Genomic DNA, 26,359 nt, shown 5'->3' on the forward strand with positions numbered 1-26,359 from the left:
ATCAATGGACACTCAAAAAAATGGCTCCGGTACAATACCGGAACCATCTTTTAAGTGCTTGATTTTTAAAGGTCTTTTTATTAAACTGTCCATTTTATAGGGTACAGTTCAATATTTGATGAGACCTTTTTTCTATTGACCTGTAAATGTTTGATACAGTAAGAAAATATTTAAGGCGATAACGAGAGCGGCAATAATCCAAGCCATTACAGTCGTTATTGGATGGTTGGAAAGTGCTCCCATAATTTTTTTACTGCTTGTAAATATAATAAGTGGGACAAGTGCAAAAGCAATTCCAAATGATAATACAACTTGACTCATAACGAGAGCGTATGTTGGGTTTACCCCTAAGGCGATAATAACAAGTGGTGGAACCATTGTAATAAATCGTCGTAAATATAAAGGGATGTGCATTCGGATAAACCCTTGCATAATAATGTCACCAGACATTGTCCCGACAGAAGAACTAGATAAGCCTGCAGCTAACAATCCAACTCCAAAAAGACTGGCGGATATCGGTCCCGCTAAGTTACCAAATTCTCTAAAAGCGACATCTAAATCTTCAACGTGCAATCCGTTTTTAAAGAAAAGCGCCGCAGCTACAATGAGCATACTTGCATTAATTGCTCCAGCGATTACCATAGCAATCATAATATCGATGAACTCAAAGCGGAAAATTTGTTTGCGTTGTTCATCTGTTGTTCCTACAACGCGGCGCTGTGTTAAAGCAGAATGTAAGTAGATGGCATGCGGCATTACTGTTGCCCCTAAAATACCAGCTGCAAGTAAAATACTATCTACACCTTGGAATTTTGGGATAAATAGTCCTGACAGAAGAGGGCTTAGCTCTGGTTTTGCATAGAATACTTGTACACCAAATGCAACAACAACGATAAAGACCATCCCTGTAATGATAGCCTCTAATGGTCTAAAGCCGCGGCGCTGAAATTCGAGTATAATAAACGATCCAGCTGCTGTAATGAACGCGGCTGGTAGCATGGGAATGCCAAATAATAAATATAAACCTAAAGCAGCCCCGATAAACTCGGCTAAATCAGTAGCCATAATAACGAGCTCACCTTGTATCCATAAACCGATTGAAACTGGTTTTGGAAAATGCTCGCGTGCTACCTCAGGAAGGTTTTTACCAGTCGCAATTCCGAGTTTTGCTGAGAGAGACTGGATTAAAACTGCCATTAAATTAGAAGCGAGAATGACCCAAAGTAATAAATAACCATATTGTGACCCAGCTGCAATATTTGTCGCAAAGTTTCCAGGATCAATATAAGCAACAGAAGCGATAAAGGCAGGTCCAAGAAAAGGGAGCAGTCTTTTTAGCCCTTTTGTTTCACCACTTAAAGCAAGATGAGCAGATTGACTAGTTGTACTTTGCGAAGGGATGTTTTTCTCTTTTGTTATATTATTATTCATAGTGGTTTACCCCTTTATTTCTTAACTTAATGAAACTATTGTATGGATTCTTATTAAGGATTTCAATACATTTAAATGTTTTCGGTAATATTTTTATTTGAACATAAATGTTTCCTTAATGCAAACTATATGACCATATACAATAAAGTGTGTGCAATCATGAAGAAAGAAATCACTATGTAACAAAAATAAAGAAAGACGATGTATATAGAATGAACCGCTAAATATTTTGGATAGTAAAGGAAATAACCTATAATTTGGAATGGAAAAAAGACTTTTCTCTTTGTAAAATAAGCCTTATAGCATATAAATTGCTGGAAACTAAATTGTATGTTATATAATATATTAGGATTACAACATAACCATAGTGTTTTGTATGTAATCTTGTTTTTTTGTTAACTTATGGAAAAGTATAAATAGAAGAAAATGATGTATATACAACTTGGCATACATTCTCTTATTATTATATGTTTCGATATAATCGTTAACTTATACACGTGATTTTAAATTTTAGATAGGTGGTAGAAATACATTGACAATGACAAAACCATATAGAGTGTTACTGTATTACATGTATACAACAATTGAAAATCCTGAAGAATTTGCAGCGGAGCACTTACAATTTTGTAATTCACTTGAATTAAAAGGAAGAATTCTTGTCGCAAAAGAGGGGATTAATGGAACGGCTTCAGGTACTACTGAGCAAACGAAAAAATATATGGAAGCAATGAAGAACGATCCACGTTTTGCTGGAATCGTTTTTAAAGTAGATGAAGCAGATGAACATGCTTTCAAGAAAATGCATGTGCGTCCTCGCTCAGAACTTGTTACGCTTCGCTTAGAAGATGATATTAATCCAAAAGAGATGACGGGAAAATATTTAGAACCAAAAGAGTTTTATGAAGCAATGCAACAAGAAGAGACAGTTGTAATTGATGCACGAAATGATTATGAATATGATTTAGGGCATTTTAGAGGTGCGATTAAACCAGAGATTAAATCATTCCGTGAATTACCAAATTGGATTAAAGAAAATAAGGAAGTACTTGAGGGGAAAAAGATTTTAACGTATTGTACAGGCGGAATTCGTTGCGAAAAATTTTCCGGTTGGTTAGTACGAGAAGGATTTGAAGATGTAAGTCAGCTTCATGGTGGAATTGTCACATATGGTAAAGATCCTGAGGTTCAAGGTGAACTATGGGACGGACAATGTTACGTATTTGATGAGCGTATCGCTGTTCCAGTAAACCAAAAAGAACATGTTATTGTGGGAAGAGATCATTTTACAAACGAGCCATGTGAGCGTTATGTAAATTGTGCAAATCCAGAATGTAACAAGCAAATTTTATGTTCAGAAGAAAACGAAGCAAAATATTTACGTGCATGTTCTCATGAATGCCGCGTTCATCCACGAAATCGCTATGTAAAAGAACATGAATTAACAGAAGAACAAGTTGTTGCTGCATTAGAAAAAATTGAAGCAGAAAATCAAGTGAAACTAGGATAATCTTTTTTTAGTAGCTGCCTATAAGTCGGTGAAACCGACTTATAGGCAGCCCTTTTATTTTTCACGCAAAAAATCACCTCATCCTGTATAATTGTAAGCGACCAAACCAACAAAAATACGAAAGTAGAGGCGATTTAGTTCCCGAAAATCATGTGGCAAGAGTCATCCACGAGATGATAGAACAAGTCAGTGATGATCTATTCTTTTCTCGTTATCAAGGGGAGGCGTAGTTCTGCCACCCAAAAATGATGTGGTGATCTGGGCAACAAATGCCGGATTTTCGAACCACTAATCGCTTTCGTTCAACTCTTATTAAAACAAAACTACATAGCCCACAATTTCCTTAAGCAGGCGAAACAAAACTGCTTGTTTGAGGAAGAAAAGCAAAAAATAACAAACCCCAGAGAGAAAATGCATTTTCTCCCTGGGGTTTGTTCATTTAAAGGAGCTTTTGGGACAACTCCTTTTTAATTTTATAAAACAGAAGAGACTATGCACAATTACATATCTATAAAATAATTATTTTGATATAACACTATCTCTTGTGGGGAAACAAGAATTTTTACTATTATGCATAGATATTTCAAATTAAAAAATCTTGATTACTTTATTTTGAAATAAGGACATAAACCATTGGAAATAAAGGGGAATAAAATAGTTCTTTACGTTAATAAATCGCTGTGTTTAAATGATTTTACAGTACAGAACTTGAATGTAAAACAAAAGATTGTTTTCTATGATTTTACTAAAAATGAATAATATTTTTATGTAATATATGCAATGTGTGAATGGGCCCATTTTTCTAAGGTTTTTAGTAAATTCAAGCTTATGTTGTATTGTCAATTTAGTAAATAGGAAGAGAGTATAAGGGATGAATGTTAGTCGTACTTATTTATGAAGGATAACAACTGAATCTGTATAAAAAATAAATTGTTAACTTATATATTAGGAGGAATTAAAGTGAAAAAGACTTTAATTGCGGGGTTATTGGTTACAGCAGCATCTACAAGTTGGTTTACTGATGTAAACGCTTACTGTGAAGAGGGGCAATCTGGAATAAAGCCAATGTATGCACAAAATGTAATGACTCCAAGTACATTTTCAAATTCAATTAGAATGTTAGGATCTCAGTCCCCGCTTATACAAGCATATGGATTGATTATTTTGCAGCAACCGGATATTAAGGTGAGCGCTATGAGTAGTTTGACGAATCATCAAAAGTTTGCAAGGGCAAATGTTCGAGAATGGATTGATGAATACAATCCAAAGTTAATTGAATTAAATCAGGAAATCATGAGATATAGTATAAGATTTAATAGTTATTACAACAAATTATATGGATTAGCGGAAAAAGTAAATGAGGATGAACAAGCAACGGTCGATTTTACAAATGCCTATGGAAAACTTCAAGGGCAGGTACAAACGATTCAGGATAATATGGAACAAACATTGTTTGAGTTAAACAGGTTTAAAACACTGTTAACGAAAGATAGCCAAAGTTTATCTCAAAAGGTTGATGAGGCTATTCAATCGTTGCAAGGGTCAAATGGAGATATTGTTAAGATAAGAGCAGATATAAAAAGAATGCAAGAAGAAATTCAAATAGACCTTAGCGATATTTTAAATAGGCCTCAAGAAATCGTCAAAGGGTCTATTCATATAGGGAAAAAAGTATTTACAATAACAAATCAAACAGCGCAAACAAAAACGATAGACTTTGTTTCAATCGATTCTTTAAGCGATGAAATTGTAAATGCTGCGGATAGTCACACGAGAGAGGTAGCCTTACGGATTCAACAAAAGCAAAAAGAGTTACTACCACTAATTCAAAAATTAGCACAAACGGAAGCAGAGGTAACAGAAATTACTTTTGTTGAAGATCAAGTAAGTAGCTTTACAGAGCTTGTTGATCGACAAATTACAACTTTAGAATATGTATTAAATGATTGGAAAGTATTGAATCAAAATATGATCCAAATCAAAACAAATATTGACTCTGGAACATATACAAACGGTAGTTTGCTTCAAAAGCATTTCAATCAACTAAAGAAATCTAGCGATGAAATAAAAAAACAAACGAGTCAATTTGAAGATTACATTACAAACGTCGAAGTACATTCATAAAAAAGCATACATATTGAATGAGCAGGGAGAGAAAGAAAATGAATAAAAAACCTTCTAAAGTAATGGCTTTATCAGCATTTATGGTAGTGTTTGCAGCAGGAAATATGATGCCGGCGCATACTTTTGCAGCAGAAAATGTGAAATCAGTTCCAGTTCATGCGGTGGCGAAAGCATATAATGAATATGAAGAGTATTCATTAGGTCCAGAAGGATTAAAAGATGCAATGGAACGCACTGGTTCGAATGCTTTAGTAATGGATTTATATGCCTTAACAATAATAAAACAAGGAAATGTTAGTTTTGGAAATGTAACAACGGTTGATGCTCCTTTAAGAGCGAAAATGATTCAGCATCAAAATACAGCGCGAGGTAATGCAAAACAGTGGTTAGATGCATTGAAACCACAGCTTATTTCTACAAATCAAAATATCATTAATTATAATACGAAATTCCAAAATTATTATGATACTTTAGTGAAAGCTGTAGATATGAAAGATAACGTAACTCTTACAAAGGGACTAACAAGGTTGTCTAATAGTATTACAGAAAATAAAGAACAAGTTGATAAGTTAGTAGAAGATTTGAAAAGATTTCGGAATAAAATGACAACAGATACACAAAACTTCAAAACGGATGCAAATCAAATTACATCTATTTTAGCTAGTCAAGACGCAGGAATTCCACTGTTGCAGAGTCAAATTACAACATACAGTGAGGCGATGAGTAAGTATAATGCACTTATTATTGGTTCATCTGTGGCAACAGCTTTAGGCCCAATTGCGATTATAGGTGGTACAGTTGTCATCGCTACTGGAGCGGGAACGCCGTTAGGAGTTGCACTAATCGCAGGTGGTACAGCAGCAGTAGGTGGAGGTTCAACGGGAATTGTTTTAGCGAAAAAAGAACTTGACAATGCACAGGCAGAAATTCAAAAAATAACAGGTAAAATTACTACCGCACAATTAGAAGTAGCAGGGTTAACAAATATTAAAATGCAAACAGAATATTTAACAAATACAATTGATACTGCAATTACAGCGTTGCAAAATATTTCAAATCAGTGGTATACAATGGGAGCGAAATATAATTCATTACTTCAAAATGTAGATTCTATTAGTCCTGAAGATCTTATATTTATTAAAGAAGATCTTAGTATTGCGAAAGATAGCTGGAAAAACATTAAAGATTATGCAGAGAAAATTTATGCTGAAGATATTCAAGTAGTAGATACGGAAAAAGTATAATATTCTTTTAATTTATATAGTTTTATATAAGAATTTATAATGTGTGCAATAAAGAATAGGGGAAAAGTATGTATAAGCATTTCTATAAAAAATGTCTGTTATCTTTCATGATTGTTGGAGTCGCAATCAATAATGCATTTCCTCTGCATTCTGTTGCTGAAGAACAAAAAGGTGCAGGAAATTACTCTCTTGGTCCAGCAGGCTTTCAAGAGGTAATGGCGCAAACAACATCAAGCATTTTTGCAATGGATTCGTATGCGAAATTAATTCTTAATCAACAAGAAACAGATTTACATAAAATAAGCTCCATTCATGATGATGTAAGAAGAGATATGATCCAGCATCAAAGAGATGCAAAAATGAATGCAACAGATTGGATCAATCAAATGAAACCACAAATTATGAAAGTGGATCAAAATATTATCGATTTTCATACTATTTTTCAAGCACAATACAACAGCATGCTATTGGCAGTTGATCAGAAAGATCGTGACACATTAAAAGCGAATTTAGAAACATTGTATACGAACATTTTACATAATCAAAAAGAAGTAGATGCTTTATTACGGGAGTTAAAAGCGTTTCGTGAGAGAATGGTGAAAGATACAAATCGCTTTAAAAATGATGTAAATCAATTAACTGCGATTTTAGCAAGTACAAATGCCGGGATTCCAGCGCTAGAGCAACAAATTCAGACGTATAATGATTCTATAAAAAAGAGCAATGATATGGTCATAGCTGGAGGTGTACTTTGTGTAGCTTTACTTACCTGTCTTGCAGGTGGACCGATGATCGCTGTGGCTAAAAAAGATATTGCAAATGCTGAGCGAGAAATTGCGAATGTAAAAACAAAAATTTCTGGAGTACAAGCAGAGATTGCCATTTTAACAGATGTGAAAAATAAAACAACAAATATGACAGAAACAGTTGATGCCGCAATTACAGCACTACAAAATATTTCAAATCAATGGTATACAGTGGGGGCAAAATATAATAACTTATTGCAAAATGTAAAAGGAATTAGCCCTGAAGAGTTTCATTTTATTAAAGAAGATTTGAATGTAGCGAAGGATAGCTGGAGAGATGTAAAAACATATACAGAAAAACTGCACGAAGACATAAAAAAGTAGTAGATATGATCTACTGCTTTTTTTGTTTTCGTTTTGATAGAGGATAAAATAGGAAAGGTTGGATAGTCGAAATTTCGAGCATAAACCTGTATAATGCTTGTAACGAAAGGGAAATACAGGAAAGGATATGTAATGAGTTACTATGGATAAAGAAAAACAACAATTAAGTGTTGAAGTTGCAAGATTATATTATCAATCTGATTATAGTCAACAAGAAATTGCCGATAAGCTGAATATTTCAAGGCCAACTGTTTCAAGGTTGTTAAAGTATGCAAAGGAAAAAGGCTTTGTTCAAATTACAATAACAGATCCATTTGCTAATTTAGACAATGTCGGAAATTTGCTGAAAGAAAAATATAATTTGTTAGAAACACATGTCGTATTTTCTCCTGTACCAGAATATGCAACAATTACAGATTATATTAGTAAATATGCTGCTGAATATATGGAGAAGACGGTAAAAAATGGGGATATCGTTGGAGTAAGCTGGGGAATGACAATGTATGAAATTGCTCGGAAAATGGCGCCGCAGCCTGTAAAGGGGGTAGAAGTGATTCAATTAAAGGGGGGCATTAGTCATTCGAGTGTAAATACATATGCAAATGAGACGATTGCTTTATTTGCAGATGCTTTTCAAACAACGCCAAGAAATTTACCGCTTCCTGTTATATTTGATAATGCGATAACGAAGGAACTAGTAGAACAAGATAGACATATTCACCATATTATTGAAATGGGAAAACAAGCGAATATTGCTATTTTTACTGTCGGAACTGTGCGTGATGAAGCGCTGTTATTCCGGTTAGGGTATTTGGATAAGGACGAAATGGATCTGTTGAAAAAGCAAGCAGTCGGTGACATTTGTTCACGCTTTTTTGATAGCGATGGGAATATTAGTAGTGAGGACATTAATCGACGTACAATTGGAATTGAGCTAGATGAATTAAAATTAAAGAAACGTTCGATTCTTGTCGCAGGAGGTTCGCGAAAAGTAAAGGCAATCGACGGTGCATTAAGAGGTAAATACGCGAATATCCTAATTATAGATCAGCATACAGCAAAAGAATTATTACATTATCAAAAAGATTAAAAGAAAGGCTTTCTCAAAACGATTATTTTGGGAGAGCCTTTTTCGGATACAGTTCATTTTAGTATGAGAAAATAAGGGGATAATATTTCATGAAGTATGGATAAGAATGCTCTTCGGTGGATTGTTCTTTTCAAAAACTAGAGAGTTTGTCATGATATTTCTTGATTTTTGAAATTGCTAGAGCAAATGGGTGCGAAATTCCTTTTTGAAGATAAATTTTCTTTTTAAAAAGAAGTGAACATAATTTCAAAAGTATATTTACATATGTTCAAATGAAGGTTAAAATGAAATTGTTAAAAGATATAAGGAGTGAAAGAGATGAATATTGCAAAGTTAATTGATCATACAGTTTTGAAACCGAATTCTAAAAAAGAAGATGTAATGAAGGTCATTGAAGAAGCGAAGAAATATAATTTTGCTTCAGTTTGTATTAATCCTACATGGGTAAAATTAGCTGCTGAAGAATTAGCAGGACATGATGTGGATGTTTGTACTGTTATTGGATTTCCATTAGGTGCAAATACGACTGAAACAAAAGTATTTGAAACAAAAGATGTAATTGCTAAAGGTGCAACGGAAGTGGATATGGTAATCAACGTAGGTGCTTTAAAAGATGGTGATGATGAATTCGTTGAAAAGGACATCCGTGAAGTTGTACAAGCTGCAAAAGGAAAAGCGCTTGTTAAAGTTATTATCGAAACATGTCTATTAACAGATGAAGAAAAAGTGCGTGCTTGTGAATTATCTGTGAAAGCTGGTGCGGATTTTGTAAAAACTTCAACAGGCTTCTCAACTGGTGGAGCGACTGCTGAAGATATCGCATTAATGCGTAAAACAGTAGGGCCAAATGTTGGGGTAAAAGCATCTGGTGGCGTTCGAACACGTGAAGATGCAGAAAAAATGATTGAAGCTGGTGCTTCAAGAATCGGAGCTAGTGCAAGTGTTGCTATTGTATTAAATGACGAAAAAGGCGCTACAGACAATTATTAAGTAAGCAATAGATAAGGAGCAATAGATACACATATAGAGTATCTATTGCTTTCCCATTTTTAAAAAATGTAAGCGGATACGAAGGAGAGGGAGATTTGTTATAAAATATGTTCTAAGTATCGCTTGATTAGCAAGTAATGTATAGAAGGAAAGTGAAATTTCATCTAATTATTACAGATGAATCATTTCTAGAATATATCGAGTTTAGGGAGGAAATAACATGGATAAAAAAAGATATATTGAAGCAGCAACAAAGATGCTAGAAAAAGCTTATATTCCATATTCTAAATTTCCTGTTGGTGCGGCACTCGTTACAAAAGAAGGTAAAATCTATACGGGTTGTAATATAGAAAATGCATCATATGGATTATGTAACTGTGCTGAAAGAACAGCAATCTTTAAAGCGGTATCAGAAGGGGAACGTCATTTTAGCTATTTAGTGATTACAGGTAAAACAGATGGACCTATTTCACCATGCGGAGCTTGTAGACAAGTGATTGCGGAATTTTGTGATCCAGAAATGCCAGTGTTATTAACAAATGTAAAAGGTGATGAAAAGGAAGTAACAGTTGAGCAGCTATTACCTGGAGCATTTTTAAAAGGCGATTTAGTTTAATTTCGTTTTGATAAGATAAAAAAGAGCCGGAAATTTTTATATAAATATCGGCTCTTTTTACGTACTAAATGATATTCATTTATGATTTTGTGCACGTTGTAAAGCTAGTGGAGTAATATCGTCTCCGTTAGGGTCTACAATCGTTGTGTTTAATAAAATAGAATTTAAACTTCCGCGAAATTCCTGCACATAACGCTGTCTTAAAGATTGTTGTTCTTGTTTTTCTGTTTCTGTTAATGTGGAAGTTTTTTCTTTTTTTGCAAGCTCATTAATACGAAATAACATTTGTTTCATGTTCAACACCCCTTAATAACTTTAAAATAGTAAGTTACTATTTTAAAGTTATTTTACTTCTTATTATTTATTATGTCAATAGGAAAGAGTTTTAAGCATTTGTTTTTATATTCCATGTGTAAGGAACGATAAAATGAAGAGAAGGTTTTGCTTCTGAGTATGTCAAAATGTAAAATGGCCTGCGCAGTTTCATATACGCAAGCCATTTTACATAAATACGATTCATTTTTATGAGTTTATCAGAATCAGATTTTCAAAATTACAAATTTCCATTTAGTACTTTATAGTTTTTGTGATTGACTACTGTTCTATCAAATTCAAAAGTGCCACCGCTTACATTTGTGATTTCAACTAATACAGATTCACTGTATAGTTTAACGACTGAGCCTGTAATTGTAACATTTCCACGCTCAAATTGTATCATATCTCCTACATTTGCTTTCATAGAACCACCCCAATGAACAGAAATATTTTTATATTATATACATTAAAACATGAATTGTTGCATTCGTGAATATTTAATTGCATTTATTAAAGGAAAAGAGTTGTAAGATAGAAAAAATAACTGAAAGTTTATTTTGGATTTCGTTGTTTTCTATACGTATTCTCTAAACTTGAAAATATGACCGCTACATCAAATAATGAGTTTCTATTGTGAAGGCGGAAAGAATAAGCGTATAATATATAGGTCTCATACATAAATACATTGCGAATGATAAAAAGAAAGGTTCATGTATCATCGCTTTTAACAGATAAAATGAAAAGTAACACTGGAATTTAGATAGGGAGTTATAAAATGAAATTAATTATTGCCGAGAAACCAGATCAAGGTTTAGCTCTTGTTTCTCAATTTAAATATCGTCGGAAAGATGGGTATTTAGAAGTAGAAGCAAATGAGTTATTTCCAAATGGAGCTTACTGTACATGGGCAATTGGTCATTTAACGCAGTTATGTAATCCAGAACATTATCACGCTGAGTGGAAAAAATGGTCGCTTAATACGTTACCGATGATTCCAGAGCGTTTTCAATTTGAAGTAACAAAGTCGAAATATAAACAATTTAATGTGGTGAAACAGCTACTAGATAATCCGCAAGTGACAGAAATCATTCATGCAGGTGATGCAGGACGTGAAGGGGAACTGATTGTACGAAATATTATTAACCTTTGTAACGTGCAAAAGCCGATGAAACGTCTTTGGATTTCATCTTTGACAAAACAGGCTATTTATCAAGGATTTAAAAACTTACTTGATGAATCAGATACAATCAATACGTATTACGAAGCATATACAAGATCTTGCGCCGATTGGGTCGTTGGCATGAATGCATCGCGCGTCTATAGCATTTTATTAAAGAAAAAAGGAATGAATGATGTTTTTTCTGCTGGACGTGTTCAAACACCAACATTAGCGTTAATTGTGAAACGTGAAAAAGAAATAGAAAATTTTAAATCAGAACCGTTTTGGGAAGTGTTTGCAACCTTTAATATTGAAGGTAAGAAATATGAGGGGAAATGGGAAAAAGATAGTGAATCTCGCTTGAAAGACCCTGATATGGCAAATAAAATTGCAGCTTTTTGCCAAGGAAAACCAGCTGAAGTAAAAGAAGTGAAAACGGAGCGCAAGGAGTTTCAGCCGCCGCTTTTATTTAATTTGTCATCGCTACAAGCAACGGCGAATAAAGTATTTAAATTTTCACCGAAAAAAACGTTAGATATCACACAAGCGTTGTATCAAAAAGGGATTGTTTCTTATCCTCGTTCGGACTCTAACTATGTAACACAAGGTGAGGCAGCAACGTTTCCTGATATTTTGCAAAAGTTAAGTCAATTTGATGAATATAAAGAGTTGTTGCCAGCTCCAGTTGAATCGATTATGAATAATAAGCGTTATGTGAATGAAAAGAAAGTGACAGATCACTATGCAATCATACCGACAGAACAAGTTACAAACCCAAGCAGATTATCCGGTGATGAAAAGAAAATTTACGATATGATTGTAAGAAGACTGATTGCCGCTCATTATGAAGTTGCTATTTTCGACTATACAACAATAACAACCCTTGTAGATGGAAGGGCTGAATTTATTTCAAAAGGGAAACAACAAATTCAAGAAGGATGGCGGAAAGTCATCTTTCAAGATGATAAGGACGATGAAACGATCCTTCCAATTGTTGCAGAAGGGGAAGAAGGAAAAGTTGTAAAAGTGAAAGTAAAAGAAGGAAAAACGCAGCCGCCGAAGCGTTATACAGAAGGGCAATTGATTACGTTAATGAAAACGGCAGGAAAATATTTAGATAATGAAGAGCTTGAAAAAGTGTTAAAGAAAACAGAAGGGTTAGGGACGGAAGCGACTCGGGCTGGTATTATTACAATGCTGAAAGACCGTAAATATATAGATGTGAAGAAAAACCAAGTGTATGCAACGGATAAAGGGAAAGTACTCATTACAGCAATCGGAGATAAAATTTTAGCTTCACCAGAAATGACAGCAAAGTGGGAGCAACGTCTTGCAGAAATTGGAGAAGGAAAAGCATCACCAGCGACTTTCATGGAACAAACGAAGAAGCTATCTGCAAAAATTATTGAAGATGCAATTGAAATGTCTGAGAAGTGGGATTTCACAGGTTTAGATGTAGAATCGATTGAACGAAAAGGATCAAAATTTACAACGGGGAAAAAAGTAGGGAAATGTAAAAAATGTGATGGCGATGTGATCGATAAGTCTACTTTTTACGGTTGTTCGAACTATAATACAACAAAATGTGATTTTACAATTTCAAAAAAAATATTAGGCAAAACAATCTCACAAAAAAATATGACAAAACTATTGAAAGGTGAACAAACTGACTTAATTAAAGGATTTAAGAAAAATGATAAAACGTTTGATGCAAAGTTAGAATGGAAAGATAATAAAATAAACTTTGTATTTGAGAATTAATAGTTGTAGCTAATAAAAAAGTGTTTTACGAATATGAAATGACAAAAATGATACGTCTATATATTTTATGAAAATAACCCCCCTGATTCCCATACGTGAGTAGGAAATCAGGGGGTTTTTGTCCCGCTATTTTAGGGCAGTAAGGCTCCTGCCTGTAGATGAGGGATATGTCCTGAAAAACATTCTAATGAGTTGAATATATTACTTTGTAAAATTTATGTAAAAGTTTTTAATGCTAAATTGAAAAAACGATAGATCAATGCTACATTAATTACGAATTTCGACATTTAGCCCTGGTACGTTATACTCTATTCTTTATGTGATGGACTTTTGAAGGAAGAAGAGTATAATACATCTGGAAAATTAGGGAATATTATATAGCTACTGAAAAAGGACGTGTAGAATGAAGAAAGTAACGCCTCAAAATAAATTGAAAACTTTATTAGAAATATTGCTTATTTCTACTCGACTCGGACTTACATCTTTCGGAGGACCGATCGCACATCTAGGTTATTTTCACGAAGAGTATGTCCGCAAAAGAAAATGGATGGATGAAAAAAGTTATGCTGATTTAGTTGCATTATGTCAGTTTCTACCTGGACCTGCGAGTAGTCAAGTGGGTATTGGAATCGGTGTTATGCGTGCAGGTGTATTAGGAGGAATTCTTTCTTTTATTGGGTTTACTCTTCCTTCTGTCGTAGCATTAGTCATTTTTGCATGTATACTACAAGGTTTCAATATGGGAGATGCGAGTTGGATTCATGGTTTGAAAATCGTAGCCGTCGTAGTAGTAGCGCATGCGATTGTAGGAATGGCTCAAAAGTTAACACCGGATTCACAGCGAAAAGCTATTGCGTTATTTTCCTTAGTCGGAACACTATTATGGCAAACGGTTTTTACACAAGTAGCAGTCATTTGTTTATCCGGTCTGATCGGTTATTATATTTATAAAAAGCAAGCGGGCAATGATGAATCAAAACGAAACTTTCCAATCTCTCGAAAGGTAGGATTCATTTGTTTAGCACTGTTTTTTGGGTTACTTATTTTCCTGCCAATTCTAAGAGAAATTACATCATTGAATTGGATTGCAATGTTTGATAGTTTCTACCGTTCAGGTTCTTTAGTGTTCGGTGGAGGTCATGTTGTTTTACCTTTACTTGAGCGTGAATTTGTCCCTACAGGATGGATGGATCAATCTTCGTTTTTAGTGGGTTACGGTGCTACTCAAGCTGTACCTGGACCATTGTTTACATTTGCAGCATATATTGGTGCTATTATCGGTGGATGGCAAGGTGGATTCATTGCAACGATCGCTATTTTCTTACCAGCATTCCTTCTTATATTAGGGACATTACCTTTTTGGGAACAATTAAGACGAAACCCTAAAATGAAAGGCGTCTTAATGGGAGTAAATGCAGCGGTAGTAGGGGTTTTAATTTCAGCATTCTACCACCCAATTTGGACTAGTGCTATCTTAAAACCTGTTGATTTCGCTTTTGCTGCTATATTATTTAGTATGTTAGTGTATTGGAAAATGCCACCTTGGGCCATTGTCGTGACTGGTGGTATTGGGGGGATACTCCTATCCCTATTGTAAAATGTATTATTGTATGTAAAAATACCACTTTGTTTGGTAGTTTTTGTTTCTCTTTTAAAGAAACATTGTGAAGGATAGGGAAAAATAAATATAGGATTTTCTAGATGAAAAGAGTAGTTTTCAATTTCTATCGTATGGTCAATAGAACGAAAACAAGAATTGAAACAAATATTGGTATATCGCTATGCATAGAATTGACATTAAAGAAGTTGTGGATTTGAAATAAAGTTTAACCGTTTTGAAAAAAGGTTAACATGTGTAATTTTAATCAAACTTTTTTATAAAAAACAATCTTAAATCTTCTGAAAAAGAATCTATTTTGGTTAGTTTTTTTTCAAATTAGATTCTTTTTATCTTCCGTAGAGTAAGAGTGGGAATAGATATTTTTAATCACACTTTATTTTAAAACTACAGAAGTATAATTTGTGCTTTTCTATATATATTGTATATGCTCTCATACCGTAATAGCCGACAAAAAGAGAAATCCCAACAGGCCAGGGCCTGGCGGGATTAAAAAATATTTAAGCTGCTTTTGATTGTTTTTTCGGCATCAGTAATGGTTGAGGAGGACAAACTTTTTGTGAAAGCTTGGACACGACAAAGATGGTGAAAAATGCTGTAATACATGTCAGTGTTCGAAATGGAAATAATACGGTTCCATTCTCTATCATCGGATAAGGTAATAATGGTGGGAGTCCGATAGCTTGCTCTCCTCCGCCAATTCTTAAAATGACTGCTACAACAAAACCAGCGATAGATCCATAAAGATTGGCATTTCGATAAAATAATGCCATAGTCAACTGCGGGAATAATATACAATAAACTAAATCTGATGCTAAATACCATAATGTATACACACTTTTCACATTGAGTGCAATAATAATTGCGGCCACTCCAATGAAAATGATGGATCGTTTAATTACTTTTTTCAGCTGATCATCACTTGCTTTCGGGCTGATTAAAGGACGGTACACATTCCATGCAGCCATCGAGGATGCAGAAAGTATCGATGAATCAACGGAGGACATTACGGCAGCAGCTAACCCGCCAAGTCCAATCGCTCCGATTAGTTCAGGTGTTAAAAAACGAAGCACATACGGTAGAATAATAGAGGCATTTTCAGGTTCGGCAATGCCGAGCGAAGTCCAATTAATGCTATGACCAATTAATCCAACTAACACTGCAGGAATTGCCGCGATAATACATATAAAAGCGGCTAAAATAGATAATGTCATTGCAGTACTTTCATTTTTGGCGGAAAGAACGCGTTGGAAGTATACTTGCCAAGCAATTCCACCAAAGATTAGCAAAAATGCATTATCCCACCAATTCCAATATAAGTTTCCCCAATTAGAATCTTTCCAGCCATCAAGTGGTGGAAATAAATTGGCATAACTTCCGAAATCTACTTGATAGGTTGCCCATACATGCTGAACGGTTCCGGTATGTTCGAGAGCGAAAGGAATTACCAAAAATAATCCAACAATTAATATCCCCATTTGAAAAAGGTCTGTGTAAGCAACTGCCCACATCCCACCAACAACTGTATAAGCAATGGCAATGGCGCCAGATAAAATAATAGAAGTCGTAAAGTCTATATTGAGAATTGTACCAAAAGTGGTACCTAACGCCGTAAGAATCGCGGCGCTCCAAAATAATTCACCTAATAATGCAGGGATGTATAAAACACCTGCCATTTTCTTACCGAAACGTTGTTCTAATGGATCAAGCATCGTCATAAATTCATAACGGCGCATTTTTCTGGCGAAAAAGATTCCGCCAATGATTAAACTTAATGCATATCCCCATGGTGCTTGTGCCCAAGCGAGTCCGGAATAATAGGTGGATTCTGCTGTTCCGTTGATGTATCCTCCACCGACCCAAGTTGCCGCCATTGTAAAAATGGCAACACCAAGAGGCAAACCTCGATTGGCTACCATCATATCTTGGAGGGATGAAGATTTTTTAGCGGCGAAAAACACTCCTACATAATAGATAAGAGCATAGAATGCTAGCATAGAAAATAAGCCACCCCAATGAATAGCTTTATTAAGGAAGCCGACTGCCAACATCCCTAAAGTAAAGAGACCAAAAATTATTATTGGAATATTCTTTCTTTTTGATGTGCGATTACTTTCTTGCACGCAACCACTCCTTTTTATGTAAATGTATATTTAAAATGTACCTGAGGATGAGTTTTCCAAAACGATTTTGATTCAAACCACCCTCAGTAACATTTTTCACGATTTATCTTCTATAGGAATCAATTCAAAAATACTCTCATCTTCTATAGAATCTACTAATTTTTGCAGCCATTTATAATAAACTCGCGATTCTTCTAATTGCTCATAAATCTGCTTTGCATGCGCTTTGACTTCTTCTGGCTCTTCCTGATTATCTATCACTTCTCTTAATATTTTTTGAGACTTTCCTAATGCATTCAAATTTATCTTTACTTCTCTTTCCCATTTATGAGAAAAGAAATGAGTGAAAAATTTAAAAAAGTCTTTTTCGGCTACATAAGTATGCTTTCTACTCCCTTTCGTAAAGGTCATTTTGACAATATCAAAGTCTTGTAACTTTTTTACACTTGTGCTCATACTAGGTTTACTCATTCCTAGTCGTTCACGCATTTCATCTAAATTCATATCATCTTCAAAGTACATTGTTCCATATAATGTTCCTGCACTTCGTGTAACTCCATACAGGTCCATCGTTTCAGCAATTGAATCAATTACGAATGTTTTTGCCTTTTCAATAGCCTCATATCCTTTATCGTCCATTCTATAAAAACCTCCTAGTAGAGAAAAGTCAAAGCGTTAAGAATGTAAAGTTTATTTTGAACAATGTTTATATTAACGTATTACAGAAAAATGTCAAAAAAATACGTCGATAAATAAATTTTTTTATACTTGATAATCCTTTATGTGCCAAGGGATTGTAAAATTCTAAATTTAATTTTTATTTTGACAACATTTTTTGCGTATGTTACGTTAATTTTGTTAAAAACGTTAAGAAAAAACTTAACAAATTTAACTTGGTGATTTTGAAAGGAGTGATTGCATGTCTCTAAAAAAAATGTATATAAACGGAGAGTGGGTAGAGTCCATTTCTGGAAAAACGAGAAACATCATCAATCCCTTTAATCAAGAAATAATTGCAACTGTAACTGAGGGAGACGAAGAGGATGCCAAGCTCGCTATTAAAGCGGCGCGTGCAGCATTCGATCAAGGGAATTGGGTCAGTACGCCTGCGAATGAACGCGGAGAACTTGTTCAAAAGATTGCGGAGCTAATTCGCCGAGATAAAGAAGAATTGGCGAAGCTAGAAACTTTAGATACAGGAAAAACATTCATTGAAAGCCAAGCGGACATGGATGACATCGTCAATGTATTTCAATACTTTGCAGGTCTTGCTGATAAGTGCGGGGGAGAGATTATTTCTTCTCCTATTCCTAACTCTCAAAGCCGAATTGTTCGTGAACCTGTTGGAGTTTGTGCACAAATCACACCGTGGAATTATCCTCTACTTCAAGCAGCATGGAAAATTGCGCCTGCACTAGCTGCAGGAAATACAATTGTTGTGAAACCGAGTGAAATTACGCCATTAACGACTGTAAAAGTATTTGAATTAATGGAAGAGGCTGGTGTACCAAACGGAGTAGCTAATTTAGTATTAGGTCCTGGATCGACAGTAGGTTCAGAATTACCTAGTAATCTAGATGTCGATCTTCTTTCTTTTACCGGAGGGGTGGAAACAGGGAAGAAAATTATGCAAGCATCTAGCAGTAATGTAAAGAAAATTGCACTTGAACTAGGCGGGAAGAATCCGAATATTGTATTTGCAGATGCGGATTTTGAAGTAGCGGTAGATCAAGCGCTCAACGCTGTTTTTTATCATGCTGGTCAAGTATGTTCAGCGGGAGCGCGCTTACTAGTTGAAGAAAGTATTCACGATGAATTTTTACAAGCTATTGTTAACCGTGCCAAAAATATAAAATTAGGAAACGGATTTGATAAAGATACGCAATGTGGCCCTCTTATCTCAATGGAACATCGTGCGAAAGTAGAAAGATATGTAGAAATTGGAAAACAAGAGGGGGCACAATTAATTCTTGGCGGGGAGCGTCCAGAAGATCCAGAACTTCAAAATGGATTCTTTTATAAACCGACAATTTTTGCAAACTGTCATTCACAAATGCGAATTGTTCAAGAGGAAGTGTTTGGACCAGTTTTAACGGTGGAGACTTTTAAAACAACAGAAGAAGTAATACAACTTGCGAATGATACGATTTATGGGCTAGCAGGAGCTGTATGGTCAAAGGATATCGAGAAAGCTGAGTTTGTTGCTTCACGTCTTCGAATGGGAACGGTTTGGATTAATGATTTCCATCCATATTTTGCCCAAGCGCCTTGGGGTGGGTATAAACAATCTGGTTTTGGACGTGAATTAGGAAGCATCGGGCTAGAAGAATATACTGAAATCAAACATATTTATCGAAATACGAAACCGGAAGTAGTTAACTGGTTTAAATAAAGGAATGAAAAAACAGGGGGTTGTCATGTATGAGTTTAAATATGAAAGTTGAACAGATGTATAAGTTCCATCAATTCGAGGTGCCTACAGCGATTAAACATGGAATTGGAGCTATTCGCCATGTAGGAAAAGAAGTCGAAAATTTAGGTGTATCAAAAGTATTGCTTGTTACAGACCCTGGAATTTTTAACGCAGGTGTTGTTGATCCTGTTATGAAATATTTAAAGGAAGAAAATATAGAGGTAGTTATCTTTCATAAGGTTGAACCGAATCCACCAGTACGTTTAGTTGCTGAAGGATCTGCCCTGTACAAAAAAGAAGGCTGCGATGGGCTTGTTGCAGTCGGTGGTGGTAGTTCAATGGATACAGCAAAAGCGATTGGGGTGGAAGCAACACATGAAGGGTCTGTCTTAGAATATGAGGCGGCGGAAGGGAAAAAACCACTTGAGAATCGAATACCACCATTGACAACCATTCCAACTACAGCTGGAACAGGTTCCGAAGTAACGCAATGGGCTGTAATTACAGATGAAGAGCGTGAATTTAAATTTAATACAGGGGGACCACTTATCGCCGCACATTTGACCATTATTGATCCTGAATTACATATATCTATGCCACCACATGTAACAGCTATGACGGGTGTTGATGCTTTAGCACATGCGATTGAGTGCTATACAATGAAATATGCGCAGCCTATTACAGATGCAGTTGCATTAATGGCGATTGAGTATGCATCAAAATATATTTACCGTGCATTTGCAGACGGTGAAGATTTGGAAGCTCGTTACGGTATGGCACAAGCAGCAATGTTAGCAGGACTATCTTACGGGAGTGAATCCGCAGGTGCTGCACATGCGATGAGTCAAACATTAGGCGGAATCATTCCGGTTGCCCATGGACAATGTGTCGCAGCTATGATGGGGCCTGTTATGGAATTTAATTGGAAAGGAAATCCGGAAAAGTTTGCACGCATTGCTCAAGCGGTAGGAATTAATACGCATGAATTATCGACTGAAGATGCAGCGAAAGCGGCAGTAAATTGGATGTATGATCTCGTAGAAAATCTAGAAATACCTACACTTGCAAAACAAGGTGTACCAGCTGATATAATCGAGCGCCTAGCCAAAGAAGCGATGAAAGACCCTCAAACGGTTGGGAACCCGCGTGACTTAACAGTAAAAGATTATGAATGGATATATAAAAGATGTTTTAATCTAGTTCCAAAGACTTTATAGAGGAAAAGAAACATAAAAGGATCTGCTTCTTATGAATGCAGGTCCTTTTGTTATAAGAGGAAAACTTTATTCATTATATGAAAGGAAAAGGAGTTTTTCTTTAGTCGCTTGAAACGGTACTCGTTTAACGAAACTGGACAGTTGAATAGAAGATTTTTCGCTGTTTTATTTTTTAAGACTCCCACCTAAAGATTCAGAGAGAAGTAAGGGAGATAGGGGGGAGATGTGAACAGTGCGATTGGTGAGAGCTAACAATCAGTGGGGATGAAAAAATGCACTGTTTCAAGGCTCACTTTATTCGTATAATGAGCTTGAAAAATATTTTTAATTTGAGAATTTAAATTTTATTAAAAGTTACTTGACTAAAGTAAGTTACTTGAGTATACTTACTGACATAAGGTAATAAAACGTTTTTGCTTCAACTTAGATAAAGTATAAATTAGGTATAATAAGAAGATTCCGATAATACAGGATAGAATCTTTTCTTAGAATAAGTTTTTTTAGGTTGATGAATAATGAATATAAAAAGGAAGTTTAGGTGAAGAAAATGGGTTTATTTAGTTCATTATTTGGTAAGAAAGAAGAAATAAAAAAAGTAGAGGAGACAAAAACAATGTCAAAAGTATTATTTGTGAAGGCAAATGACCGTCCTGCAGATCAAGCAATTAGTTCAAAAATGTATGAAACATTTGTAAGCACGTATAAGGCAGCAAATCCGAATACAGAAGTGACAGAGTTAGATTTATATGAATTAAATCTTCCATATTACGGAAATGTTGCGATTACAGGTGGGTATAAACGTAGTCAAGGACTAGAATTAACAGCAGAAGAAGAGAAAGCTGTTGCGACAGTTGACAAATATTTAAATCAATTTTTAGAAGCAGAAAAAGTTGTATTTGCTTTCCCATTATGGAACTTTACAGTACCAGCACCATTAGTTACGTATATTTCATACCTTTCTCAAGCTGGAAAAACATTTAAATATACAGAAAATGGTCCAGTAGGATTAGCTGGTGAGAAAAAAGTAGTTGTACTAGGCGCTCGTGGTTCTGATTACTCTTCTGAGCCAATGGCTTCTATGGAAATGGCTGTGAACTATGTTACGACTGTACTTGGATTCTGGGGTATTACAAATCCAGAGACAGTCGTAATTGAAGGACATAATCAATATCCAGATCGCTCACAGCAAATTGTTGAAGAAGGTTTAGAAAAAGTGAAGAAAGTAGCTGCAAAATTTTAATTGAAAAGTAATGAAAGTAAAAAACCAACATGGTTAGCCATGTTGGTTTTTTATATGTATGAGAACTTTTGTTTAGAAAAGAATCTCTATCCGAAAAATATATATGTATTTAAGACCAGGAACAGTTTCCGATATTAGTCTTTCTTTCAATAATAAAGCAGAAAGTTTGCCTTTAAATGATAGACAGAAAACGAATTGTACGTTTGAAAGTCTGATTTCCTTCCATATGAAAGTGGCGATGGTAACTTTGTATTGCTTCTAGAAAGTTATGGATAGTAAAATGGACAACAAGAAACATGAAAAGGGAAATAGGTGTAATACAGGACCATTAAATCGTAAAAAACAAAGAGATTTACAGGGGAGGAGAGTGTATTGAGCATTTTTCAACATATAAAAACGTATCAATATTTTCCATTTCAGCCTGAGTTTGAAGGGATGGCAGACTATTATATAGAACATCGAGAAAAAAATATATGGAATCAGACAGTATTATTATTTTATCAATTTCGTCTAAAAAAAGATTTGCATCCTGCTGTTTCAGTGGTTCCTGATGGGTGTATAGATATATTATTCGGTTGTAATGAACGGGATTTTTTTGCAAAGATGTGTGGAAGTGTCATTAGAAGTCGAATGATTCATCTGCAAGCTGGCAGTGAATACTTTGGTGTAAGGTTCCTGCCATATCAAGAGGTACTTCGTTCAAACTATATGGTAAAAGAAATAGTCGATACAGAAGTACCTTTAATTGATATGTTTTCTATTCAACGTACAGCCATAGAAAAAATAATATTTGCAAAAGGGTTTCAAGAAAGAATGGGATTGTTTAAGGAGTTAATTGGTGAAGTTGTTTTTCCATCAGACAGTTCAATGAACACAATAGGACAAGTGCTAAATAAAATTTATGAATCAAAAGGAAATATGAACATAAGTCAGTTGGCGTGTGAGATAGGATATTCAACGAGATATATACGGAAGCAATTTAAAGAATCTATTGGAATCTCTCCAAAACGATTTAGTCAAATTGTAAGATATCAATCCGCTTTAAATATGTTGCTTAAAATGAAGAACTTTACCGTTTGGGATATCATCAATGAAAATGGTTATTACGATCAAGCGCATTTCATTCATGAATTTAAAAGTTTTGGCTCGTTAACACCAAGGGAATATACTGAAAAGTTTTTTGGAAAGTTGCGTTGTGACGTAGAGTAGTTAGCTAAATTATCAGAATGTTCCGTTTTTTACAATCAATACGGACGGTAATTGGCTATTATTTTCTTAAGTTTAGAGGGGAGGGGATCGTATGCCAAAGACATATCAATTATTTATAAATGGCAAGTGGGTAGATGCGGTATCAGGAAAAACATTTGAATCTATTAATCCTAGTACTGGAGCAATACATGCAATTGTAGCAGAAGCTGGTAAGCAAGATATTGACTTAGCTGTAAAGGCTGCTCGCAATGCTTTCGAATCAGGAGCGTGGCCCAATATGGATCCGAGTAAACGAGGGAGGCTTTTATATAGAGCAGCGATGCAAATAAGAAATAAGTTAGATTTTCTTGCTGAGATAGAATCGATGGATAACGGTTTACCTATCAATGAAACAAAATACATTGCTATGCCAGCAACGATTGATGTATTAGAATTTTACGCTGGCTTAGCAAATAAAGTACAAGGTGAAACATTGGCTTCACCAAAAAATCGTTTGAATTATACATTGAAAGAGCCACTCGGGGTAATTGGGGCCATTGTGCCGTGGAATTTTCCGCTTATGCTTGCGATGTGGAAATTAGCACCAGCCTTAGCAGCAGGAAATACGATTGTTATTAAGCCAGCAGAACAAACACCTGTTAGTATTTTAGAGTTAGCAAAAATATTTCAAGAAGTTGGTATTCCAGACGGTGTAATAAATATTGTTCCGGGGTTTGGAAATGAAGCTGGAGATGCATTAGTAGCTCATCCAGAAGTTGACAAAATTGCCTTTACAGGTTCTACTCGTACAGGTCAACTCATTATGCAAACAGCAAGTAAGAAATTGAAACCGCTATCATTGGAGCTTGGAGGGAAATCGCCGAACATTGTTTTTGAAGATGCAAATTTAGAAGATGCAGTAAATATGTCGGCCTTCGGCATTTACTTTGCACAAGGGCAAGTCTGTGCAGCAGGTTCGAGGTTATTTGTTCAGGAGTCGATTTATGATAAATTTATGGATCTTTTTGTGAAAAGAGCACAGTCTATTCGCGTTGGAAATCCTCTTGAAAGGACAACACAAATGGGGCCACAAATTTCAGAAAAGCAGTTGAAGCAAATTGAACAATATGTAGCAGCTGGACTTGATGAAGGGGCTAATTTAGTAACCGGTGGTAAACGATATACAGAAGCTGGTGATGGCTATTATTTTACACCAACTATTTTTGAAAATGTTAGCAATGAAATGACGATTGCTCGTGAAGAAATTTTCGGACCTTTTGTGTCGGTCATTCGTTTTAAAGATGAAGAGGATGCGCTAATGAAAGCAAATGATACGGTTTATGGACTTGCTTCTGGCGTGTGGACAAACGATTTAAAACGAGCACATCGCATGGCACGCGATATAAAAGCGGGAACAGTATGGGTCAATACGTATAGTTTTTTAGATAGTGCAGCGCCGTTTGGGGGCACAAAACAAAGTGGGTTCGGCCGAGAGCTAGGGGTGCAGGCAATGGAGATGTACACGCAGACTAAACATGTGTGGATTGATTTAAATGAGAGAGCTTTAAACTGGTATGAGGGATAAATGATTATAACATATTTTTTGGTCAATCGGGGGGCATCAATTGAATAATTGGTGGAAGTTATATTTTGCTATAGCATGCAGGGAATAAAAAGAGGGGGAAATGATATGAGTAAAATGGATTGGCAACAAGTATTAGAGTGGGATAAAAAATATATCATGAGAACATTTTCGACCCAAGAAGAATATGAGCCGATTCCAATCGCGACTACAGAAGGCGATTATTTAATTTTGCCAGATGGTACAAAGTTATTAGATTGTTTTAATCAATTATATTGTGTAAATGCTGGTCAAAAGAATGAGAAAATTAATAATGCGATTAAGGACGCTCTAGATCGATATGGCTTTTTACAAGATGCTTACGTGACAGATTATAAGGCAAAGGCAGCAAAAATGATTATTGAAGATGTATTAGGAAATGAAAGTTGGCCAGGGAAAGTTCGTTTTGTTTCTACTGGAAGTGAAGCGGTAGAGACAGCGCTTATGATTGCTAGACTATACAAAAATCGTCCTCTTGTTGTAACGAGAGAATATGCTTATCATGGTTGGACAAAAGGAGCTTCATCAATGACAAGATTAAAGGGAAGTAAAAGTGGGGTGACGGAATCAGCTCCTAATTCACTTCCGCATCATGTACCAGCTCAAGACGGTGGACTTGTTGCCGTAGCACCTTCTCCTAATTGTATGCGCTGTTCACTTGGTCATAAATATGGTACTTGCCAAGATGAAAATGGTGAACTCGCTTGTGTGAAATATACGAGACGTATTATTGAAAATCAAGGACCAGAACAAGTCGCAGCAATCATTACAGAAGTTACACAAGGAGCTGGCTCTGTTCAGCCACCAGATGAGTATATTCCACAAATTCGTAAAATGACGAAAGAACTTAATATTTTATGGATTGCTGACGAAGTGTTGACAGGGTTTGGAAGAACAGGGGAGTGGTTTGCATATCAGCATTATGGTGTCGAGCCTGATATCGTATCAATGGCAAAAGGAATTTCTAGCTCAGCTATTCCAGCAGGTGCTGTCGTTGTGAGTAAAGAAATTGCGAAATTTATGGATCAATATCGATGGGAGACAGTTTCAACGTATTCAGGGCATCCAATCGCTATGGCTGCGGTATGTGCAAATTTAGAATATATAATGGAAGAAAATTTGGTAGAGAAAGCCGCAGCGGCTGGGCATTATATAAAACAAAAATTATTAGAGTTAAAGAAAAAACACCAATCAATTGGACAAATCGCGGGGTATGGGGTTCTATGGCTTGTGGAACTCGTAAAAGATGAGAAGATGACACCTTTTGTTGAAATAGATAGGAACTTTACTCACGAAGCAGACCCAAGTACGTTTCCTTCCAATATTATTAGAGAAAAAGCGATTGAAAAAGGAGTATTAATCGGTGGGGTAATGCCGAATACACTTCGTTTTGGAACCTCTTTAAATGTAAGCCGTAAAGACATTGATCAAGCTATGGCTGCGCTTGATTACGCACTAACTTATTTAGAAAGTCAAGTATTACAAATAAACTGAAAGAATAGGATAAAAGCATTAAGGATATGGATGGATGAACAAAATGAGTAGGCGAAGTAGTTTTTTCTTAAAGCTAAG

General features: G+C 35.4%; 21 protein-coding genes. 15 read left to right on the top strand and 6 right to left on the bottom strand.

Annotation, left to right across the window (positions count from 1 at the left end):
* Positions 1-132: 132 nt before the first annotated feature.
* Positions 133-1,431, bottom strand: a complete 1,299-nt coding sequence (locus MR058_RS14260) for an Nramp family divalent metal transporter (protein ID WP_242144619.1) — start codon at positions 1,429-1,431, stop codon at positions 133-135.
* A gap of 532 nt (positions 1,432-1,963) precedes the next feature.
* Between MR058_RS14260 and trhO the strand changes: the two genes are divergently transcribed.
* The 7 genes from trhO (at position 1,964) to MR058_RS14295 (ending at position 10,132) form a co-directional block, all read left to right on the top strand.
* Positions 1,964-2,938, top strand: coding sequence for an oxygen-dependent tRNA uridine(34) hydroxylase TrhO (gene trhO / locus MR058_RS14265; protein ID WP_242144620.1), 975 nt, complete (start codon positions 1,964-1,966; stop codon positions 2,936-2,938).
* Between the two features lie 960 nt (positions 2,939-3,898).
* Positions 3,899-5,062, top strand: a complete 1,164-nt coding sequence (gene nheA, locus MR058_RS14270) for a non-hemolytic enterotoxin subunit A (RefSeq protein ID WP_242144621.1) — start codon at positions 3,899-3,901, stop codon at positions 5,060-5,062.
* 38 nt (positions 5,063-5,100) lie between these two features.
* Positions 5,101-6,306 (top strand): non-hemolytic enterotoxin subunit B, encoded by a 1,206-nt coding sequence (gene nheB, locus MR058_RS14275; RefSeq protein ID WP_242144622.1) that lies wholly within the window; start codon positions 5,101-5,103, stop codon positions 6,304-6,306.
* A gap of 68 nt (positions 6,307-6,374) precedes the next feature.
* On the top strand, positions 6,375-7,436 hold the full coding sequence (gene nheC, locus MR058_RS14280) for a non-hemolytic enterotoxin subunit C (RefSeq protein ID WP_242144623.1): 1,062 nt from the start codon (positions 6,375-6,377) through the stop codon (positions 7,434-7,436).
* Between the two features lie 142 nt (positions 7,437-7,578).
* Positions 7,579-8,526 (top strand): sugar-binding transcriptional regulator, encoded by a 948-nt coding sequence (locus MR058_RS14285; RefSeq protein WP_242144624.1) that lies wholly within the window; start codon positions 7,579-7,581, stop codon positions 8,524-8,526.
* A gap of 318 nt (positions 8,527-8,844) precedes the next feature.
* The gene (deoC, locus tag MR058_RS14290) at positions 8,845-9,516 is read left to right on the top strand and encodes a deoxyribose-phosphate aldolase (protein ID WP_012093960.1); all 672 of its coding nucleotides are present in this window, start codon (positions 8,845-8,847) and stop codon (positions 9,514-9,516) included.
* Between the two features lie 220 nt (positions 9,517-9,736).
* On the top strand, positions 9,737-10,132 hold the full coding sequence (locus MR058_RS14295; protein WP_242144625.1) for a cytidine deaminase: 396 nt from the start codon (positions 9,737-9,739) through the stop codon (positions 10,130-10,132).
* 75 nt (positions 10,133-10,207) lie between these two features.
* On the opposite strand, the gene MR058_RS14300 is transcribed toward MR058_RS14295, so the two are convergent.
* From MR058_RS14300 to MR058_RS14305, 3 genes are all read right to left on the bottom strand, one after another.
* A complete protein-coding gene (locus MR058_RS14300) occupies positions 10,208-10,426 on the bottom strand; it encodes a DUF896 domain-containing protein (RefSeq protein WP_242144626.1) in 219 nt (72 codons plus the stop codon).
* Between the two features lie 91 nt (positions 10,427-10,517).
* Complete coding sequence (locus MR058_RS23315; protein WP_277927196.1) at positions 10,518-10,652, bottom strand: hypothetical protein; 135 nt, start codon at positions 10,650-10,652, stop codon at positions 10,518-10,520.
* 33 nt (positions 10,653-10,685) lie between these two features.
* Positions 10,686-10,871: a YkvS family protein gene (locus tag MR058_RS14305; RefSeq protein WP_242144627.1), complete on the bottom strand. Its 186-nt coding sequence runs from the start codon at positions 10,869-10,871 to the stop codon at positions 10,686-10,688.
* Positions 10,872-11,222: 351 nt separating this feature from the next.
* Between MR058_RS14305 and topB the strand changes: the two genes are divergently transcribed.
* Both topB and MR058_RS14315 read left to right on the top strand, forming a co-directional pair.
* Positions 11,223-13,367, top strand: a complete 2,145-nt coding sequence (gene topB / locus MR058_RS14310; protein WP_242144628.1) for a DNA topoisomerase III — start codon at positions 11,223-11,225, stop codon at positions 13,365-13,367.
* 403 nt (positions 13,368-13,770) lie between these two features.
* The gene (locus MR058_RS14315) at positions 13,771-14,964 is read left to right on the top strand and encodes a chromate transporter (protein ID WP_242144629.1); all 1,194 of its coding nucleotides are present in this window, start codon (positions 13,771-13,773) and stop codon (positions 14,962-14,964) included.
* 521 nt (positions 14,965-15,485) lie between these two features.
* On the opposite strand, the gene MR058_RS14320 is transcribed toward MR058_RS14315, so the two are convergent.
* Positions 15,486-17,036 carry a high affinity choline transporter 1 gene (locus MR058_RS14320; RefSeq protein ID WP_242144778.1) on the bottom strand — a complete coding sequence of 517 codons (1,551 nt, stop codon included), beginning with the start codon at positions 17,034-17,036 and terminating at the stop codon, positions 15,486-15,488.
* Positions 17,037-17,204: 168 nt separating this feature from the next.
* A complete protein-coding gene (cudC, locus tag MR058_RS14325) occupies positions 17,205-17,747 on the bottom strand; it encodes a choline uptake/conversion transcriptional regulator CudC (protein WP_242144630.1) in 543 nt (180 codons plus the stop codon).
* Between the two features lie 280 nt (positions 17,748-18,027).
* On the opposite strand from cudC, the gene betB reads away from it, so the two are divergent.
* The 6 genes from betB (at position 18,028) to MR058_RS14355 (ending at position 26,281) form a co-directional block, all read left to right on the top strand.
* Entirely contained in the window at positions 18,028-19,500 is a 1,473-nt protein-coding gene (betB, locus tag MR058_RS14330; protein WP_242144631.1) for a betaine-aldehyde dehydrogenase, read from the top strand.
* A 29-nt stretch (positions 19,501-19,529) separates the two neighbouring features.
* On the top strand, positions 19,530-20,738 hold the full coding sequence (locus MR058_RS14335) for an iron-containing alcohol dehydrogenase (RefSeq protein WP_242144632.1): 1,209 nt from the start codon (positions 19,530-19,532) through the stop codon (positions 20,736-20,738).
* 547 nt (positions 20,739-21,285) lie between these two features.
* Positions 21,286-21,978 carry an FMN-dependent NADH-azoreductase gene (locus MR058_RS14340; protein ID WP_242144779.1) on the top strand — a complete coding sequence of 231 codons (693 nt, stop codon included), beginning with the start codon at positions 21,286-21,288 and terminating at the stop codon, positions 21,976-21,978.
* Positions 21,979-22,350: 372 nt separating this feature from the next.
* Positions 22,351-23,187, top strand: a complete 837-nt coding sequence (locus MR058_RS14345; RefSeq protein ID WP_242144633.1) for a helix-turn-helix domain-containing protein — start codon at positions 22,351-22,353, stop codon at positions 23,185-23,187.
* A gap of 91 nt (positions 23,188-23,278) precedes the next feature.
* Entirely contained in the window at positions 23,279-24,751 is a 1,473-nt protein-coding gene (locus tag MR058_RS14350; RefSeq protein WP_242144634.1) for an aldehyde dehydrogenase family protein, read from the top strand.
* Between the two features lie 105 nt (positions 24,752-24,856).
* The gene (locus MR058_RS14355; protein WP_242144635.1) at positions 24,857-26,281 is read left to right on the top strand and encodes a class-III pyridoxal-phosphate-dependent aminotransferase; all 1,425 of its coding nucleotides are present in this window, start codon (positions 24,857-24,859) and stop codon (positions 26,279-26,281) included.
* Positions 26,282-26,359: the final 78 nt, after the last annotated feature.

Origin of the sequence: Bacillus cereus group sp. BfR-BA-01430, from assembly GCF_022663115.1 — a bacterium.
Lineage (GTDB): Bacteria > Bacillota > Bacilli > Bacillales > Bacillaceae_G > Bacillus_A > Bacillus_A cereus_BD.